The 471-nt window shown below is 65.6% G+C and carries 2 pseudogenes; one reads left to right on the forward strand and one right to left on the reverse strand.

Features of this window, described 5'->3' with window-relative positions:
- A pseudogene (locus tag V3C85_RS00025) lies at positions 1-107 on the reverse strand (sarcosine oxidase subunit delta); the annotation flags it as partial.
- A gap of 262 nt (positions 108-369) precedes the next feature.
- On the opposite strand from V3C85_RS00025, the pseudogene V3C85_RS00030 reads away from it, so the two are divergent.
- Positions 370-471, forward strand: a pseudogene (locus V3C85_RS00030) (sarcosine oxidase subunit delta); the annotation flags it as partial.

Here is a 471-nt window from a genome sequence, read left to right on the forward strand (position 1 = left end):
TCATCGGCCGAACCGGGACCAAACCGCTTGAGATGCGCCTCGCCCCCCGGGGCCAGTTCGGTTTCCTCGGCCTTAACGCCGCAATAGGGGCATTCAAGGATCAGCATGTCAGTGCTCCCTTTGAGCGGGCGCGACGGGGGGGGGGGCCCCCCCCCCCCCGGCGAGATTTTTAAAAAATAAGGGGGACTTCAGTTTTGCCCCCCCCGCCGGCCAGGGTATGGCAAGTAGCGGGCCACCGGGGCCCGCTTTTTATTTGCCCTCCGTGCCGGGGGGGGGCCACCATTTCTTCTGCGCTCTATTCCTTATAAAACTTCGGCGGGGGGGGGGGCGCCCCCCCCCCCCTCGCGCCCGCTCAAAGGGAGCACTGACATGCTGATCCTTGAATGCCCCTATTGCGGCGTTAAGGCCGAGGAAACCGAACTGGCCCCGGGGGGCGAGGCGCATCTCAAGCGGTTTGGTCCCGGTTCGGCC

The organism is Pseudotabrizicola sp. L79 (genome assembly GCF_036553525.1).
Taxonomy (GTDB): domain Bacteria; phylum Pseudomonadota; class Alphaproteobacteria; order Rhodobacterales; family Rhodobacteraceae; genus Pseudotabrizicola.